Source organism: Paraburkholderia sp. J10-1, assembly GCF_905220165.1.
GTDB lineage: Bacteria > Pseudomonadota > Gammaproteobacteria > Burkholderiales > Burkholderiaceae > Paraburkholderia.
Genome location: NZ_CAJMYW010000073.1, coordinates 1 through 497 on the forward strand (window position 1 = coordinate 1; position 497 = coordinate 497).

Genomic DNA, 497 nt, shown 5'->3' on the forward strand with positions numbered 1-497 from the left:
TGGCTGGTGCTTCCTGGTATTGGGGGGAAATCAGCTCAAGCGTCGTTGTCCCTGACGGAGGACGGGTGGCGACACAACGGCGTCACCGAAATCTTCATGTACGGGAAAAGCGGCAAGGCGGTAAGAATGTCGTGCAACTCTGCATTGCTCTCTACATCGAAGATGCTGTAGTTCGCGTACTCGCCCACCAGTCGCCAGATATGGCGCCACTTGCCGCTGCGCTGCAGCTCCTGCGAGTACGCCTTTTCGCGCGCCTTGATTTCATTGGCGACGTTGGCGGGCATGTCGGCCGGGATGTTCACATCCATTCGTACGTGGAATAGCATCGTCAAATTCCGTTTGTCAGGTGTCCGTATTATTTCGTCACTTTCAGCAGGCCGTCGCGGGTGAAGCGCTTGACCTTCGCTTCATCCAGTTCGATGCCCAGACCCGGGCCGTTCGGCACCGTCAGTTCGAAGTCGCTGTAGTCCAGCGGGGTAGTCAGAATTTCTTCGGTG

Annotated in this window: 1 protein-coding gene and 1 pseudogene; both read right to left on the bottom strand. The window is 56.9% G+C overall.

What is annotated here, in order from left to right:
- Positions 1 to 35 precede the first annotated feature (35 nt).
- Positions 36 to 326 (bottom strand): muconolactone Delta-isomerase, encoded by a 291-nt coding sequence (gene catC, locus U5A65_RS40760; RefSeq protein WP_110382889.1) that lies wholly within the window; start codon positions 324 to 326, stop codon positions 36 to 38.
- Positions 327 to 355: 29 nt separating this feature from the next.
- Positions 356 to 497: pseudogene (locus U5A65_RS40765) on the bottom strand (muconate cycloisomerase); the annotation flags it as partial.